At 48.6% G+C, this 15,030-nt stretch carries 17 protein-coding genes; 4 read left to right on the top strand and 13 right to left on the bottom strand.

What is annotated here, in order from left to right; translation table 11 throughout:
* Positions 1-110 precede the first annotated feature (110 nt).
* On the bottom strand, positions 111-308 hold the full coding sequence (locus tag KNO66_RS01250; RefSeq protein WP_214739694.1) for a hypothetical protein: 198 nt from the start codon (positions 306-308) through the stop codon (positions 111-113).
* 255 nt (positions 309-563) lie between these two features.
* Between KNO66_RS01250 and KNO66_RS01245 the strand changes: the two genes are divergently transcribed.
* The gene (locus tag KNO66_RS01245; RefSeq protein WP_214739692.1) at positions 564-881 is read left to right on the top strand and encodes a hypothetical protein; all 318 of its coding nucleotides are present in this window, start codon (positions 564-566) and stop codon (positions 879-881) included.
* Between the two features lie 98 nt (positions 882-979).
* Here the strand turns inward: KNO66_RS01245 and radC are convergent, their stop codons facing one another.
* The 11 genes from radC to KNO66_RS01190 form a co-directional block, all read right to left on the bottom strand.
* Entirely contained in the window at positions 980-1,609 is a 630-nt protein-coding gene (gene radC / locus KNO66_RS01240) for a RadC family protein (RefSeq protein ID WP_214739690.1), read from the bottom strand.
* A gap of 20 nt (positions 1,610-1,629) precedes the next feature.
* Positions 1,630-2,214: a Maf family protein gene (locus tag KNO66_RS01235; protein WP_214739688.1), complete on the bottom strand. Its 585-nt coding sequence runs from the start codon at positions 2,212-2,214 to the stop codon at positions 1,630-1,632.
* Positions 2,215-2,354: 140 nt separating this feature from the next.
* Positions 2,355-3,062: a hypothetical protein gene (locus KNO66_RS01230; protein WP_214739686.1), complete on the bottom strand. Its 708-nt coding sequence runs from the start codon at positions 3,060-3,062 to the stop codon at positions 2,355-2,357.
* A complete protein-coding gene (gene pilM, locus KNO66_RS01225; protein ID WP_214739685.1) occupies positions 3,059-4,627 on the bottom strand; it encodes a pilus assembly protein PilM in 1,569 nt (522 codons plus the stop codon). The genes KNO66_RS01230 and pilM overlap by 4 nt, the downstream gene beginning before the upstream one ends.
* Positions 4,628-4,639: 12 nt before the next feature.
* Positions 4,640-5,392 carry a prepilin peptidase gene (locus KNO66_RS01220; RefSeq protein ID WP_214739683.1) on the bottom strand — a complete coding sequence of 251 codons (753 nt, stop codon included), beginning with the start codon at positions 5,390-5,392 and terminating at the stop codon, positions 4,640-4,642.
* Between the two features lie 90 nt (positions 5,393-5,482).
* Positions 5,483-5,956, bottom strand: coding sequence for a prepilin-type N-terminal cleavage/methylation domain-containing protein (locus KNO66_RS01215; protein WP_214739681.1), 474 nt, complete (start codon positions 5,954-5,956; stop codon positions 5,483-5,485).
* 141 nt (positions 5,957-6,097) lie between these two features.
* A complete protein-coding gene (locus tag KNO66_RS01210; protein ID WP_214739679.1) occupies positions 6,098-7,315 on the bottom strand; it encodes a type II secretion system F family protein in 1,218 nt (405 codons plus the stop codon).
* Positions 7,316-7,321: 6 nt separating this feature from the next.
* Positions 7,322-8,359 carry a type IV pilus twitching motility protein PilT gene (locus KNO66_RS01205; protein WP_214742351.1) on the bottom strand — a complete coding sequence of 346 codons (1,038 nt, stop codon included), beginning with the start codon at positions 8,357-8,359 and terminating at the stop codon, positions 7,322-7,324.
* Positions 8,352-10,022 (bottom strand): GspE/PulE family protein, encoded by a 1,671-nt coding sequence (locus tag KNO66_RS01200; RefSeq protein WP_214739677.1) that lies wholly within the window; start codon positions 10,020-10,022, stop codon positions 8,352-8,354. The genes KNO66_RS01205 and KNO66_RS01200 overlap by 8 nt, the downstream gene beginning before the upstream one ends.
* Before the next feature lies 1 nt (position 10,023).
* On the bottom strand, positions 10,024-10,314 hold the full coding sequence (locus KNO66_RS01195; protein WP_214739675.1) for a hypothetical protein: 291 nt from the start codon (positions 10,312-10,314) through the stop codon (positions 10,024-10,026).
* On the bottom strand, positions 10,311-11,525 hold the full coding sequence (locus KNO66_RS01190; RefSeq protein WP_214739673.1) for a G5 domain-containing protein: 1,215 nt from the start codon (positions 11,523-11,525) through the stop codon (positions 10,311-10,313). The genes KNO66_RS01195 and KNO66_RS01190 overlap by 4 nt, the downstream gene beginning before the upstream one ends.
* Positions 11,526-11,684: 159 nt before the next feature.
* On the opposite strand from KNO66_RS01190, the gene KNO66_RS01185 reads away from it, so the two are divergent.
* Genes KNO66_RS01185 through KNO66_RS01175 form a run of 3 tightly spaced genes read left to right on the top strand, consistent with a single transcriptional unit; the run spans position 11,685 to position 14,318 of the window.
* Positions 11,685-12,140 (top strand): type IV pilus modification PilV family protein, encoded by a 456-nt coding sequence (locus KNO66_RS01185; RefSeq protein ID WP_214739671.1) that lies wholly within the window; start codon positions 11,685-11,687, stop codon positions 12,138-12,140.
* The gene (locus KNO66_RS01180) at positions 12,088-12,651 is read left to right on the top strand and encodes a prepilin-type N-terminal cleavage/methylation domain-containing protein (RefSeq protein WP_251128040.1); all 564 of its coding nucleotides are present in this window, start codon (positions 12,088-12,090) and stop codon (positions 12,649-12,651) included. Before KNO66_RS01185 ends, KNO66_RS01180 begins: the two co-directional genes overlap by 53 nt.
* A 17-nt stretch (positions 12,652-12,668) precedes the next feature.
* Positions 12,669-14,318: a hypothetical protein gene (locus KNO66_RS01175; protein ID WP_214739669.1), complete on the top strand. Its 1,650-nt coding sequence runs from the start codon at positions 12,669-12,671 to the stop codon at positions 14,316-14,318.
* Between the two features lie 46 nt (positions 14,319-14,364).
* Here the strand turns inward: KNO66_RS01175 and KNO66_RS01170 are convergent, their stop codons facing one another.
* The gene (locus tag KNO66_RS01170) at positions 14,365-15,027 is read right to left on the bottom strand and encodes a hypothetical protein (protein ID WP_214739667.1); all 663 of its coding nucleotides are present in this window, start codon (positions 15,025-15,027) and stop codon (positions 14,365-14,367) included.
* Positions 15,028-15,030: the final 3 nt, after the last annotated feature.

The raw sequence follows: 15,030 nt of genomic DNA, 5'->3' as shown, positions 1-15,030 counted from the left end.
AGGACTTCTTTTAATTCATTTTCCGACAATACATTCATATGCGTACACCGCTCTTCTCAATTTGATTCTTTATCTACTCTTTAGCCAAAGGACAGTCTAGATAGCGCTGTTCATTCAGACCTTTCATTCGGATGTTGTGACGACTTTTCTTCTCCGGAATAAATCATCCATAAACTCAACATCAAACAAATCAATCCGCCCAGCCCAGTCGTGATCAAGGACAATTGCTCATCAAAAAATGCTTTACTGACTGCTAAGAAAAGGAGAAACAGCCAACCGATCACATTCCATATCGTGATTCGCGACATTCGGTAACCTCCTATGTACAAACTCATGCATCATTATTTCTACGCTCTTCAAATTTTACACTTCCATTTATCATTTTCCAACTATATCCAAAATTTAATGAGGTTATACGCATTATCCAAAATCGGTACAATTGAATAGTGAAGGAAGATGACTTGTTTTTAATCTATTTGAAACTCAACTGTAGATGAATAACCCTGAGCAATAAGGAATCGTCAATAATGATGATCAACACTTTTTCCAAAGGAGGATTTATAGTGAAAAAGAGAATTTACACGACTTTAACTATATTTGTCATCATAATCATTGGAGGATGGTTTCTCTATATTGATTCGAAGAAGGAACAGTTAGAAGAAATGATATACGAACATTTAGTGGAAGATAAGCAAGTCCCTAAAAATGAAATCATGAGTGTTACTGCGTTTAATGCAAACCTTCCAAAAGATAAAAATTACTTAGTAAGTGTCAAATTAATGAATGACCCCAACACCTATTACTACTACCGAGTATCGAACGGCTCCATAGCTCTAGAATCTTATACGGACGAGAACAAAGAAGAACATGTATCACCTTAGTCCATCAGAGTTTTTCTATTCATTATATTCTAGACTTCTATGAAAAAGTGAATGAAATCAATCAAAAAGCAGACATCGCGATGCCTGCTCTCTACTTCTTACCCATTCATATATCCCCGCTGCTTCATGCTGACGTAATGGTCTTCCCCGATGATGACGTGGTCGAGACAGGCGATGCCGACGATATTGCCTGCTTCGACCAAGCGTTCGGACACCTCGATGTCTTCCCGACTCGGGGTCGCGTCCCCGCTCGGATGATTGTGCACGGCGATAAAGCATGCCGCCGACAACTTGAGCGCCTCACGAAACACATCGCGCGGGTGGACGATTGACGAGTTGAGCCCTCCGACAAAGAGCGTCTTCCGAGCAATTAGTTGGTTCTTCGTATTCAAATACAAACAGACGAAATGCTCCTGATTCAACAGTCTCAACTCATCCCGCAACAACTCATAGGCGTCTTGCGGCGAACGAATCGTCGGCATACTCGCTTTCGGTTCCTCGACGTATCGAATCCCGATCGTGAATGCGGCGAGGAGTTGCTCTGCCTTCTTCTTCGTCATCCCTTCAATTTTGCATAAATCACTGACGGACGCTTGCGACAGCGCCCGTAACGTCGGGTAGACGTCCGAGATACGACGGGCCGTCTCCATCGGGTCCGGTCCCCGTCCTCCGATTTGAAGCAATCTGGCGATGGCGGTCTCTACACTACGGTCAAGCACCATGGTCATTCCTTCACCTACTTTCAAGTTCACAGGAAGCGAGGCGTCACCCCATGCCGGTCGAGTGTCTTGACGAGCGGATGGATTGGTAATCCGACGACATTATAAAAATCTCCCTTGATTCTTTCGACGAACAGACCACCCGACCCTTGAATCCCATACGCCCCCGCCTTATCGTAGGGCTCTGTGGAATCCAGGTAATCCGCTAGCCAGGTTTCAGGAATCTCAGTGAAGGTCACATGCGTCGTCGTGACGAACAAATCTTGGGTCGTACCGATGACACTCACACCCGTCAGCACTTCATGGGTCGTACCGGATAATCGTTCAAGCATCCGTTTCGCATCCTCCCGGTCTGTCGGTTTCTCTAATATGACCCCATTCAAGACGACGACCGTGTCAGCGCCGATGACGATGGCATCACGGTGTTGCCTTGCCACATCCATCGCTTTCTCCCTGGCCAGACGAGCGACATAATCACTCGGTGTCTCCCGACCGTCCGTCCCTTCCGTCACGGTTGATGGGATGACCTCATGCTTGATTCCAGCTTTCGTCAATAGCTCGGTACGTCGTGGTGACATCGAGGCGAGAATGACACGCTTCTGTGTTGAATTCATTGTATCGACTCCTTCTCTTCTTCCAAAACGGCGTTCCTTCCCGTTTCAGTCTTCACTGTTGATTGTAGGCAACGTGCCTCATGAACACAATCACCTGAGACGAAAAACACGTCCCTTCAATTGCGAAAGGACGTGCCGACTCATGGTGTCGTATAGTCGTATACCGGGATATCCTTTTGCTCGAAGGCCGGTTCCGGAATGTAACGGTCCGGGACGAGTTGGTCGAGATCCGGACGATAGAAGGCATCAAGCTCGACTGTAAACTCGAGCGACTGCACTTCTTCGACCGTATTTGGTCCCGTCTCAGCAGGTCCCGTGAATTGAACTGTCCGCAATACGTGAATCCGGTTCATCGATTCGATCGACTCCAAGAACGAGACGAGCGCTTCATACGTCTCTGCTTGAAGATTGACCGTCGAACGAACCGTCGAGGCATTGACGGGTGCGACATCCGTCGGTTCAGCCGGTTCATTCGTTGCGCTCACATCAGCCGGATTGAACGGCTCGACCGTTTCCGGTACTTCTGACTCAGCCACAACGCCATCCGCAAATGCGATACTTGTCACATTGACACCCGCAAGAAGACTTGCCTGTGACAACGCCTCGACGACCGTGTCGAGGGCAGGAACTGTTGGAACTCGTGTCTGAAGCGTCTGAGAGTCCGCTACATCAACGGCTTTCCCTTCCTGACGTAATAACTCTAATTTTGTCTGTTCAAGTGAGAGGTCACGCTCAAGCGTATTGACTTCTCCTTGTTTGACGTAATACGTATATCCAAAGTATGCCGGAGCAATGATTGCGGCAAGGAGGCAAATCGCAAATAACGCATAAATTGTCGAACGTTTCATTGACTCACCACCTCCGCATCAGCTTTCTCTTCCTCTGTCAACTCGTCTTCGACGTCCTGGAACATGAATGTGAATTCGCCGATGTATCGTGGAAGCGGCTCCTCTTCAAACGAGTCCTCCTCTTCAGAGTCCACATCCGCTTTCAACTCCGTCGTCACACCGAGAAGTTTGACGTCAAGGAACCGTTCGTCGGTCATGAGCGAGCGTTGGAAGGCGTTCAAATCTTCTAACGTCTCGAACTGGGTCCGGACGCTCATGATGGAGCCGTCCGCATAGTTATACGTCAAGACGTAGCCTGTCGGCGGCAACTGTTCAGTCAATGCGCGCAATGCCGGTACCGCGTCTTTTTCCATATCCGTCAATGCCGTCACGGTCTGGTCGAGCGAGAGCACTTGTTGCGCTTTCGAATTCACTTGTTCCGTTTGATAAATTTGTACGAGCTGTAACTCTTCTTCAATTTGTGTCTGTTCTGCTTCAAGTTGACCGACCTCATAGTACAAGTATCCGGCCGCCCCACCTCCGAGAAGAAGGGCGACGAGACCTGTCACGATTGGCCAACGGAGCGTCACGTCTGTCGAGTTGATGAAGTTCGTATCCCGATCGCGTTGAAGCGTCGCCATCCCGAGGAGTGGCAACATTTGATGCGATAACGGTGTTCCGTGAGCGATGGCGAGGGGTTGTTCGACTCGCGTCACAGAAACAATCGATTCGGACTCAATCATACGGACGAGATCATCCACCTCCGGGACAGTACCCGACACGTATAACTCATCGATGGCTCGACCATCCGTACGCAGTGAATAGCGATAGAAGTCAAGGAACCGGGCGAGTTCGTTCAACCAGTCATCTAACTGATTGGCTTTCATCGCGTCTGTCCCATCATATGTATAGGTGACGACCCCATCCTTTGTTCCAACTTGATATGGGAGGTCCACTTCAATGGAACGAATGAAACGGATTTGCCCTTCTTCTAACACAAGCAATTGATGCGAGAACGGCGTGATATGCCAGAGGAGCGTCGACTGAAGCGGGTCGATGTCCGATAAGCGCATGACCCCATTGGCGACTGCGACCGACCGTGGCGTGATTTTCTTCAAGGCGAGACCACGTTTTTTCATATACGTACGAAGTGACTTCGTCAATTCAATCGAAACGGCATGCAACATGACGTCCGTTTTGACCCCGTCTTCTCCTAACACTTCATAGTCGAACGACACGTCATCGAACGGCAAGATGATCGAGCTCCCGATTTCCATGAAGAGGTAGCCGCGAATCTCGTCCTTTGGAATCGAAGATGGAATCTCGACTTTTCGTGACAACACTTCGGTCTCGTCCAACGCGACCGCACATGTCATCCCACGACGAACTTTCAACTTGCGACAGAGTTCATCGAACGCAAGCGTAAATGACGTCTCATCGAGAATCTTTCCTTCTCCATATGCATCTTTTGCTAATTGAACCGAGGCGCTTCGCTTGAACACCCCTTGTTTGATAACGGCCCCGTGGATGCTGAGCGCATCAAACGAAAAATACGTGACCGTCCCTTTCTCTATCCCACGACTCATGATCGTTTCCCCCTACATCAACTCAAAATACCAATCAAAAAAACTATCACTAAACCAAAACGTCAACATCGTCCCGAGCGCAATCGACGGGACGAACGGAATCGGTTGTTTTCGTCCGATTTTCTTTGTCATCATCAACCCAATCCCGACGATCGCCCCAATCAAGCTCGATAAAAACAAGGCAACGAGCACGTCACGCGGACCGAGCACAAGACCAATCATAGTAAACAATTTGACGTCGCCTGCCCCAAGTCCCCCTTTTGACATGAAAAAGACGGTCGCGAGGAGCGAAAATCCGAGCAACGCCCCTACAAGCGGGTTCCACCAAGATGCTCCTGTGAGATAGGTGAGGAGAAGTAATAACGGTGCCGTGAATTTCAAGATGACGTTCGGCACGAGCATCGTCGATAAATCAGACATCGCAAGCGCCAACAACGTGGACAAGAAAGCGAATGCGAGCAGCGTCGTCATACTGAATCCGTAAAGTGAAAAGCTATAGCCATATCCAATGGCTCCGAGCAATTCAAAGATCGGATACGTCGGCGCGATCCGCTCGCCACACCCGTGACATCTACCTCTTAAGGCAAGATAGCCGAAAATCGGGATGAGTTCCCACGGTGACAATTCGTGACCGCAAGACGGACAGTGTGAGCGTGGTGTCACGATGGATTGTTGACGTGGCACGCGGAGCCCGACGACGTTGGTGAACGACGTGATGACCGCCCCGAGGACGATGCTATATAAGAATCCAATCAATTCAATCAAGGAAGGATCCTCCTTTTGTCAGTATATGCCAAAAATAGAAAACCGGCTAGGCTGAGCGAGTGCCCAGCGCCAGCCGGAATTTAATTCATATCAGTTAACAGAATCTTTGTTCAAACTACCACTCGCTACCGTACCAGTAGAAGTTGCCTCTGTTCCAATATCTTTCGTGCCATCAAGCCATACTTTGTATGTGTACTTGTTACTTGCTTTTGTAACATAAACAACACCATTAGTATAAGTCGAACCGAATGGGTCCTTCATTGTGTCAATCATATTTGAAGCGTCTACTTCCGTAGTAGCTTTTGTTCCCACGAACCGAATTACTGTTCCATCAGCAACATCATTTGAAGCAACATACAATTTCGCCGCACTCACCATCTGCTTCGCATCGGCTACCATTGCATCTTTCTTCGAGTTCTCGATGATCCCACCAATCGCAACGACTGCGATGGCTGCGATAATCCCTAAAATAACGACGACGACGAGTAACTCGACGAGTGTAAGTCCACGCTCATCTTTTAACTGTTTGGCATCTTGCCAAATCATTTTTAACTTCTCTACCATAATCCATTCTCCCCTTTTGTGTAATGTGCTGTGATTAAACTAAATAAATTACTTAAGACCTAATATAGAAGTAGAACAATTTTACTATACCTTCTAAATATAGTATTGAAAAGGTATATTTTCAAAAGATTACATATTCTTTTACTGATTCTGAATATCACCATAGATTTGGAACATCGGGACGACAATCGAGATGACGATGACCCCGACGACGCTTGCCAATACGACGATGAGAAGCGGCTCAATAATCGACTTCAAGCGGTCAGTTGTCGTCTCGACCTCTGTCTCATAAAACTCAGCAACTTCGTTCAACATCGAGTCCAAATCTCCACTCTCTTCCCCGACAGCGATCATCTGTGTCATGAGCGCCGGGAAGTTTGAGTTTCGCATAAGTGGCTCGTGGAGGGGTACCCCCTGCGCCATCATTTCACGCGCTTCGGTCAATCCTTTTCGAATGACGCGGTTCGATACGATTCTTTCCGTAATCTCAATCGCCGTCAAAATCGGGACGGCTGCCTGTAGAAGGACCGCTAAACTTCGAGTTAACAATGCAATCTGAGACTTCATCACAATCGTTCCGAAAATCGGCATTTTTAGTAGCAAACCATCGATGACGAACCGTTCCCGGTCACGCTTCAACATCCAGATGAAGGTGAGAACTCCGAGAATCGCGAGTCCGAGTAACAACCACCAAAAAGCTGCAATGAAATCGGAGACTGCGACGACAATCCGCGTGATCAGTGGAAGCTCCCCCCCTAGTTGACCGAATATGCTCGCAAACGTCGGGACGACATTCACCATCAAAAAGGCGACCACACCGACGGCAACGATGGAGACGACCAACGGATACGTGAGGGCAGAGATGACTTTCCGCTTCACATCATATTGCTTTTGGAGTTGAAGCCCGATTTGGTCGAGCGCCTCCTCCAAGTTCCCACTCGTTTCACCTGCAAGCGCCATCGAACTGAAGAAGTTCGAAAACACACGCGGATGTTTCTTGATTGCCTCGGAGTAGGCAATTCCTTCTTTCAAATCATCTTCGACCTGACTTAATGCTTTCTTCAATACTTTTGATTCGGTTTGCACACGTAAGATTGAAGTCGCTCGAACGATTGGGACGCCGGCACGGATGAGCGTCGCGAACTGTCGGGTGTACATGATCAAATGTTCGATTTTGACCCGTTCCGGTAACAAGTTGACTTCTTTATTCAGTCCAGTCGATTCGAGTTCAGACAAGTCTGTCACAAGAATCGATTCTTGACGCAGTTTATCTTTCGCCTCCCGAAGTGAGACGGCTGTGATGCGTCCTTTCTTACGTTTACCATTCAGGAGCTTTCCTTCATACTGAAAGATTGCCATCACTCATCACCTCATTTCTTCTGTCGGGACGGCGTTCGGATTGATAATTCCCTGCCGAACGAGTTGTTCAATCGCCGAATCCATCGACTGCATGCCATGCTGGCGACTTGTTTGAATGACGGTCGGCAACTGGAACTCTTTCTCGTTCCGAATCAAGTTGGCGACAGCCGGATTGCCTAACATAATTTCCATGGCGGCGACGCGCCCTTTCGGTACATCAATCCTCGGAAATAGTCGTTGACTCACAACGCCAAGTAGGACGTTGGCGAGTTGCGTCCGAATTTGGTCTTGTTGCTCGGCAGGGAACGCATCGATAATCCGGCTCACCGTCGACATCGCACTCGACGTATGGAGTGTCGCCATGACGAGATGCCCCGTCTCTGCCGCTGTCATCGCCGTCGAAATGGTCTCTAAGTCACGCATCTCCCCAAGCAAAATGACGTCAGGATCCTGTCGTAACGCAGCCCGTAGACCACTTACGAACTTCATGACATCCGAGCCAATTTCTCGTTGGTCGACGATACTTTGATCATGGGAATGCAAATACTCAATCGGATCTTCTAACGTGATGATCCGCTTTCGTTGCGTGCGGTTAATCTCATGAATCATCGCGGCAAGCGTCGTCGATTTTCCTGACCCCGTTGGCCCCGTGACCAAGATGAGACCATGCGGCTTCTCAATCAATCGCTTCAACACCGTCGGGAGATTGAGCTCGTTCAATGTCGGGATTTCCCCGGAAATGGAACGGAATGCGATGGCAATCGTACCTCGTTGATAGTAGGCGTTGACCCGAAAACGGGAAACGCGTGGGACACCGAACGAGAAATCGAGATCCCGATCATGCTCAAGACGTTCGCGCATGTCTTCGGTCATGATTTCTTTTAAAAATCCCTCGAGATGGTGAGGCAATACCTTCTCCTCGCCCATCGTGATGAGGCTTCCATCTACTCGTATAATCGGTGGAGAACCTGCCGTCAAATGAATATCTGAGGCACGTTTCTCGACTGCATTCGTCAAAATGACTTCAATCGATTCATTAATCATAAACATTCTCCGTAATGACCGTTCGTAATATTTCTTCTGTCGTTGTCAGACCGGCGGCGACTTTTTCTAATCCGTCCGAAAGGAGGAACGTCGCCCCTTGTGACTTGGCATACTCGACCATTTCAGACTCGGTCGCCTGATTCATAATCATCCGACGTAACCCTTCATCAATCGGAATGACCTCATGAATAGCAAGACGTCCGCGATACCCTGTAGCATTACAAGAAGTGCAACCTTTCCCACGCACAATCCGGTCGATGTGAACACCTTCCGCCTCAAATAGGCTACGTTCACTCTTCGAAACCGGTTCGACTTGTCCACAGTCACGACAGACGCGACGAACGAGACGTTGAGCGACGAGTCCAGTCGTCGAGGCGGCGACGAGGAATGGTTCGACACCCATGTCGACGAGACGCGTGATAGAGCTGATGGCTGAATTCGTATGTAGCGTTGACAAGACAAGATGACCCGTGAGTGAGGCACGAATGGCAATCTCAGCCGTCTCCGTGTCCCGGATTTCTCCGACCATAACGATGTTCGGGTCTTGTCGTAAGATTGAGCGGAGTCCTGATGCGAACGTCAAGCCGACTTTCGAGTTGACCTGAACTTGGTTGATGCCGTCAAGTTGATACTCGACCGGGTCTTCCACCGTGATGATATTTTTCGTCTCATCACTTAGCTCCTTCAATGAAGCGTATAGTGTCGAAGACTTCCCTGAACCGGTCGGACCGGTGATCAGGATAATCCCATTCGGGCGTTTCAACATCTCCCGATACGCCTGCTCGTTTCGTTCACCGAATCCGAGTTTCGTCAAATCGGTCAGCCCCTGCGATGAATCGAGGACCCGAATAACGATTTTCTCTCCATACATCGTCGGAAGCGTCGATACCCGAAAATCATAAGCTCGATTGCGTAGTGTATATTTGATTCGTCCATCCTGTGGCAACCGGCTCTCGGTGATGTCGAGGTTACTCATGACTTTGAGACGCGTCAGCATCACACTTTGGATCTTCTTCGGGTAAACGGTTTCTGTGCGCAAATCACCATCAATCCGAAAGCGGACGTGTAGGTGTTTCTCATGCGGATCGAAGTGAATATCCGAAGCGCGTTGGTCGATGGCACTTAAGAACAGCTGGTTCACGAGTCGAATAATCGGTGCATCGTCTCGACTGACAGATTCCTGCCGCTCGATCTCCGGGGCATCCTCTTTTAAAATTTCGATGAGCGAGTGATCCATCTCATAATATCGACTGATCGTCTTTCGAATCTGCTCCCTTGTCGCAATCCCGATTTCGATGTTCATTCCCGTCTGCAGACGGACGTCATCGATGGCAATCAAATCGAGTGGGTCGGCTGTCGCCACATGTAACGTATTGCCGTTCAACTCAAACGGCATGATGTCATGTTTTTGCGCCAACGCTTTCGGAACGAGTTTCGTGACCGTCACATTGATATCATAGGAGTACAACTCGATGATCGGCACATGCAACTGTTCATGAATCATTTGAATCAATTGTGTTTCGGTAATATGGTTCAGGCGAATTAACGCGTCTCCGAGTTTCTCGCCCGGACGTTTTTGTTCAAGCGCTTCATCAAGTTGTTCGTTCGTAATGAGTCTCGCTTCAATGAGCATCTCACCTAATCGTCTTTTCGTACGTCTCACGTTACTTCACCATCCTTTGAGGAGCCTCCATTTGCTTGTCCTTGTCAACACGTTCTTCGACGAAGACGCTCGCAACTACCCCTCCAATCAACAATACAACGAGAACAAGCCAAGCCCACCACGTTTGTACGAGCGATTCCTCTACCATCACGTAGATGGCGCCAGATAAGAGTGCCGTCCAAAGACTGATGATGATTTTTGTTTCTCGTTTTTGCATCATCGGTACGGACAAGGCAAACAATGTCAGTGTGGCGAGCACCCAAAAGCCTAGTAAAATCAAATAGCCAATCATCCGACAGCCTCCTCCTCTGTAGGGACTTCTTCTAATACCGGTGGTTCGGATTCGAACGGACTATCGTTCGAGTCATTGGTTGACGGTTCCTCTTCCACATCCTCATCCGGGAATGTCGGAATGATCGGTTCGACCGGGTCCGGCGGCGGAAGCGGCACGGAACTCTTCGTCACAATCTCTGGTGTCGGTTCATAAAAGTCAAATCCAAGCAACTCTAACGTTTCACCATTTTCCGTCACCGTGACACGATACAGCTTACCTGACTGTCCATCTTGACCGGATTGCGTGACCGATGAGCTGCCAGATGGGAGCGATGAGGAGAATCGGACGACTTTTTGATGAGGCACCGTTTTCACTTCTTCCACTCTTGCTTCAAAAGCGGCTTCAAACGGTTGCCCGAGTAACTGAACGGTCACTGAATCCCCTTCATTCAAGACGAGAATCGCATAAGAGGAATCCTCACGGTTTTGAACAGCAAAATTCGACCGCTCATCGATTTTTGTGTCATATCCTAACTCCACACCGGGTGGGAGCGTCTCATGTGGCACCCGTTCGAGAATAGCAAACGGTGTCGCCGCAAACAGGCGATAGAACGAAGAACCGAGCGTCGTGAGCGCCTCGTAGTCTTCCCCGAACGCTTTAAGACTGAAGATGTCGCCCGCAGCCATCTCAAAACCGTTCATTCGATCAAGTGCTAATTGCATGGCCGGTGTCGGGCTAACGGTGAATGAAGCGACGACCTCGCTTTCCGCCGCGACTTGCTCTAGCGTCACGTTCGATTCAAGGTTTGACGCCGCATCCATCAACGCGGGTGCAATCATCGTCAACGTCACAGGCTGCCCTTCAAGATAAGGCTCGACTTTCGACTCGTCTATCGTTGTCAGAAGAGGATATGCGCCCGCATCCTTGATCGACTCAAGCGTATTCGAGACATCGAACGTCACGACCTCTTTGCCGATTTCCATGACCGTTCCATCCATCAAATTGATTGTAAAGGGGATTGTATTAAAATCTTTAATCGCATTGTCAAGACGAACGTTCGCTTCTTCCTTCGTCATCCCTGACACGTCGATACCTGCGACCGTCGTATCTGTATATGTAGCACTCGACTCAGCGGACGCGTCTAAATAATTGACGAGACCGATTGTCGGTAATGTCACGAGTACGACGAGTCCAATCAAAATGAAAAGATGCATCCCATACCGCTTCATGTAAAATTCCCCCCCGTGTATAATCCGACTTCTATTCTATGTATCCGTTTAGTGTGTAACTTTAGTATAATATGTATTGTACAAAAAATAACATTTAATTCAGTATTTCATACGTTATTTACCGATTGTTTTACTTTTTTTGAATAGGAGGTCAATGTCTTGTCGCATTCTGAAAAAGGGTTCACGCTCGTTGAAGTACTCGTCTCGATCGTTGTTCTTTCCATTGTCTCATTTTCTCTACTTACCATTTTCAGTCAGAGCTTGAAGACGACCCACGACAGTCTCAATCAGACGATTGCAAACCAAGTGGCACAAAACACGCTACATACATTAAATCGACGAGCCGCCTCCGTCGAAAAACCGCTGGAATTACGGCAATTGTTAAATCGGGACGGAATCAGCCCGACATGCGACTTTTGCGAAGATACCCGAATTCATGGGGACATGTATATCGCAACCATTCAATCGCTGTCCACCTTACCTGGGCATACCATTGAAGTTGAAATCTCGGTGACGACCGACCGTTTGCAAACCCCCGTCACCTTGAAAGGAGTCATATCGAATGCGACATTGCGCGAACCGTTCCCTGAAACGGCTGTCCCGACAACTGATTGAGATGAAGAAACGAGAAGATGGGTTCACGCTCGTCGAGTTGCTCGTCACGGTCGTCGTCGCTTCGATTTTAAGCGGCGTCATCATTACAGCCTTCATCACAGGAACACTCGGATTCCAGATGACGAATGAGACGAGTGAACTTCGAAGCGAGGCCGACTATTTAATTGCTTCCGTGCTCTCTGACGTGAACCGTACCGAATTCGATGCCGTGACGGAAGTGGACGGCACGTTTCAATTTTATCGGTTGTCCACGCCTGCCATCTCGGATGCCGGCATGATTTACCGAGAAGCGGGATACGTTCCGGCGGAGTTAGTTCTCTCATCCGATTCGTTCATTCCGTCGAACCCACAGATCACGGTCGAGCGAATGACCATTGAAGTCAAAGATCCCGTGTATGACCCTAGACGTCCTGGTTATATGACAGGAGGTTTGATTGAAATCGAGATGGATCTAGCTCAAACAAACGCCTCTGATTCTGTCACTACATTTGAAAGTTCCATTCCATTTTAACGAAAGGAGGCACCTTGATGCGAAAACGTGAAGAGGGATATGTCCTCGTACTCGTGCTCGTGACGATGGCGGCGCTCGCCGTTCTGTCACTCGCGGCCATGCAAGTCAACTTGGCGACGAATAAACTGACGGTCATCCGAACAGAAGATACTCAACTGAATGAAGATGCGAAAAGTGCACTTCGTCTGATCGCTGACCAAGTTCGCACTGAGTTTCCCCTCCATGGCAAAACAGAAGTTCCGGCGCATATGGAGTCAGAAGCAGCATTTCAAACCGCAGTACAATCCCTACTTGTCAGTGACGAACCATTTACGGATTTGACGACAGACAGTGAGGTCCGCTACTCCATCGACTTGAAGAAAGATGCGCTGGATACCACGATTCAAACGGCACCGTTCACGACGATTCTCCAAGTGAACGTCACGGCGTCCCGACAAGTGAACCCGGAACAACCGGAGCTCACCGTTGAATACACGCAAGATTTGTACTTGACGGCTCTCCCGTCCTTCCTATACTACGTCCTCGGGTCCGATCAACAATTGAATGTGAACGGTATGCCGACAATTCAGGGAAATATTTATTCAGGTGGCCCTCTCGCTTTCAAACGCGAAGCTAACTTCCAGCTTGATGGTCAAGCCAAAACCATTGCGAACTTGAACTCCAGTTGGTTACATCTCGATGGGCGAATCGATTTATCAGAAGTTGCAACGTGTACCACTTGTCAGCAAGAAAATTACTTTACAGTTGGTACAGAGCGTGCTGGTGAAAAAGCGGATGTCGGGGTGTCTCCGAGTAGCTTCTCGCCGTTCCAATATGACTATTCCATCATCGAGTTCTTGAATCGTCGTCTTGACACACCACTCGCCTACACCAACAATGTCGACTCAAAAATCTTTGAAGAAGGATTAATTCCTTCCAGCGATCAAGTATTCGAGCTCGAGCGAGTCCTATCGGAAGACGGATCCTCCATTGTCGAACGCCCAACCTCCTATCTTCGGGCGGATGCTTATAACGCACTCACCGACCCGACCATCTTGACGTTACCGGATACCATTTCCGATCGTGCTATGTACGTCACCGAGTCGATTACCGAATCAACGTCTCCACTCCTGTTTGACGGAGATGTCGTCATTGAATCGCTCGATAAACTGATGATCTCGCGACCGTTGATTGTACGTGGCGACTTGACGATTAAAGGGAACGTATCCTTCAGTTCAACGGTCTACACGTTAGGCGATACGTTCATCGATCGTGCGAATATCCTTCCGATTGATGCAGACAAAGGGAACTCGCTCATCCTCTTATCCAAAGGAAAGATCCTGTTGAACCGAATCAACGAGTTTGACGATACGCCGACGACGCTCCAGGCATTCATGTATAGTGACTCGAACGAACCGACCTATGTGTATGCGGTCGGCTCTATCCTCGAAGTCAATGGGGGGCTCTACAGTAAGGGACCACTCGAAGTGAATGTCTTCAGAGGGGAATTTACTGGGGGCAACGGCTTGAGCCCAGCTGAAAACTTTGACCGTCAAGTTCCAGCTCACGATGCCGAAAAGTCTCGATTGAAACTGACGTATAACGATTCCGTGTTCAATCAATTGGAAACACTCCCTGTCACGAATCAACTGCAATTCTTCGTCAGTCATCCCGTTCAATTGAAATGAATTCAAAAAATCGGCTTCCTCTCTGATTGAGAAGAAGCCGATTTTTTTAGTTCCTCATCTTTAGAATGAGGTCCGAGTTGTAGTCTTTGGCCGTTTGTTCCATTTCCTTCGTCCATTGCGCGCCGTGATCAAGAAGCAGTTGCGTCAACTCGACCTGATTGTGACGGACCGGTTGCAACAGAATCGATTCAGGATCTTGAATCGTATAGCCTTGCCCGAGAAGTTCTTTGACCGCCTCGAAATTCAACGAGTCGACCGCAATGCCAAGTAGTCTTTCATCTTCAACGTAACGCATCGCTAGTTTCCATTGATCCGGACTACCGTTCGCACTGAACAACGGTGTGATGACGGGCATCCCTTCCACTGCTTCAAATGAGTCAATCCCTTGCTCGAAGTATGCTTCAATCACGTCTAGAGGTGCGAGCGTCACTGCTGTGGCGAATTGCTCGGCTGTCGGCACAACTTTTTGATCTTCTAGAACAAGTCGGACGGCCTCCCATTCCTCCCTTTCCTGTAAATCTGTCAATTCTTCTTCTGTCACCGAAGAGCGTTGACTCACTTCTTTTACTAAATCGTCACCGGATAACTGCGAGAGCTCGGGTTGGGATTGACTCCAGTACAGGAGCCCTCCCAATCCGATCACGAGAATCAATCCGGTGATGCCAATCATCATTCGCTTGCGATTCATCATTCGCCAACTTTCTGCCATTCA

The sequence above is a fragment of the Exiguobacterium sp. s48 genome, assembly GCF_018617395.1.
GTDB lineage: Bacteria > Bacillota > Bacilli > Exiguobacteriales > Exiguobacteriaceae > Exiguobacterium.
This window is presented reverse-complemented; position numbering and strand designations above follow the sequence as displayed.